1 rRNA gene (only partly in view) is annotated in these 454 nt (G+C 53.7%); it reads left to right on the top strand.

The annotated features are described in order from the left end of the window. Positions 1 to 454 (top strand): 16S ribosomal RNA (locus NG346_RS14355); its annotated part runs 586 nt beyond the window's last position; the annotation flags it as partial.

Below are 454 nucleotides of genomic sequence, written 5' to 3'. Positions count from 1 at the left end.
GTGCTCCACGTGTGGAGTTTTGTAGGTACCATACGAATAAGGACCGGCTAATTCCGTGCCAGCAGCCGCGGTAATACGGAAGGTCCGGGCGTTATCCGGATTTATTGGGTTTAAAGGGAGCGTAGGCCGTGGATTAAGTGTGTTGTGAAATGTAGGCGCTCAACGTCTGACTTGCAGCGCATACTGGTCCACTTGAGTGCGCGCAACGCGGGCGGAATTTGTCGTGTAGCGGTGAAATGCTTAGATATGACGAAGAACCCCGATTGCGAAGGCAGCTCGCGGGAGCGCAACTGACGCTGAAGCTCGAAAGTGCGGGTATCGAACAGGATTAGATACCCTGGTAGTCCGCACGGTAAACGATGGATGCCCGCTTTTCGGTCATATACTGGCTTTTCGCCCGTAGGTAGCAAATGGCACGCCTGATGGTCCCATAGATTAGGACAAGCTATGGGCG

The sequence above is a fragment of the Hallella absiana genome, assembly GCF_025457485.1.
In the GTDB taxonomy this organism is placed as follows: Bacteria; Bacteroidota; Bacteroidia; order Bacteroidales; family Bacteroidaceae; genus Prevotella; species Prevotella absiana.
This window is presented reverse-complemented; position numbering and strand designations above follow the sequence as displayed.